The sequence below is a fragment of the Achromobacter sp. NPDC008082 genome (assembly GCF_042957345.1).
Taxonomy (GTDB): domain Bacteria; phylum Pseudomonadota; class Gammaproteobacteria; order Burkholderiales; family Burkholderiaceae_B; genus Achromobacter; species Achromobacter kerstersii_A.
In genome coordinates this window covers 1-1,196 of sequence record NZ_JBIBIB010000010.1, presented here as the reverse complement: position 1 = coordinate 1,196, position 1,196 = coordinate 1, and the positions used below count along the sequence as shown (strand labels likewise).

1 protein-coding gene is annotated in these 1,196 nt (G+C 63.8%); it reads right to left on the bottom strand.

Annotated features, from left to right (window positions below):
* On the bottom strand, nucleotides 1-1,196 hold a 1,196-nt coding region (tssI, locus tag ACFZAI_RS28805), incomplete at both ends, for a type VI secretion system tip protein TssI/VgrG (protein ID WP_391570308.1).

The following is a 1,196-nucleotide window of genomic DNA, read 5'->3' as shown; positions in this document are numbered from 1 at the left end:
GACACGCGTATCCAGCAGGAGCTGTGCTCGTTGTGCTGGCCCAGGCGGTCCCACGGGAATTGCACTTTGACGCGGCCATAGGCATCGCAATAGATTTCTTCGTTGGGCGGCCCGACCACGCTGGCGATTTGGGGGCCGTCGATCAGCGGCTTATCGCTGGGCTCGGGCTTCCAGTCGACCTTGTCCGGCACGATATCGGCCGTGTAGTGGTAGCGCGTGCCGTGTTCCGCGCCCGCGCCGTCTTCTTCCTGGCTGGTGTGCTGCACGCCGTGGTGGCGCATGCGCACGGGCCGCCAGCCGTGGTTCCAGTCGTCGCGCGGGTGCCCCGTCAAATCAAACGCCACGCCGGGTATCAAGCGCGCGTCGTCGCCTTCCACTTGCGCCATGCGCGCATCGCGGCGCAGGCCCAGCAAACGGCTTTGCGTGAAAGGCTTGCCGGCTTCGTCGCGTTTGTAGCGGCCGGGGTAGTCGTAGCGTTCGTAGCGGCGGCTTTGGTGTTGCAAGTCGGACGCGATGTGCGTGTGCTCTTGCTCGTACTGCGGGTGGGTGTAGGTGTAGTCGCGCTGGGTCTGGCGAGCCGTGCGCAGTTGCTCGGTATAGGTAAAGCGATGCAGCGCGGGCTGGGCCGGGTCACCGCCTGCAAGCGGCACGTACACCACGGGGCCGCCCGCGATTTCGCCGTGGATGTAGATGCGGTCGCCGTGAATCAGCCGATGGCTTTTCTCGCTATGTTCGTAGCGATGGAAATAGCCTTCCTCGGCGGCCAGCCGATTCAAGAACGCCAGATCGGTTTCACCGGCCTGCACGCAGTATTCGCGCGGCAAGTGCTCATTCGTCGTGATCTGTTCGTAGTCGGTGATGCCGTGGCGTTTCAATACATCCGCCAGAATCTCAGGCACGGACAGTTGCTGAAAGACCCGCCAGTCCGAACACAGCGCGGCGCGTGCAAGGGATGGTTCGACGACCGCGCGATAACGCGTGCGCCGAAAGCCCGTATCGCCTTGCTGAAACGCGGTGACGATGCCGTGCACATGGCGCACCGCCTGATCGCCGCGCCAGATCGTGAACAGCGCGGGCTCATCCAGCATGGCGCCGAAGTCTATGGCGGGGTGGAAGCTGGATAGGTCCAATTCCAGCCGATAGGTCTCGGACAGCGCCTCGTCCAGCGTGAATTCGATGACGTCGAAGTCCAGCCC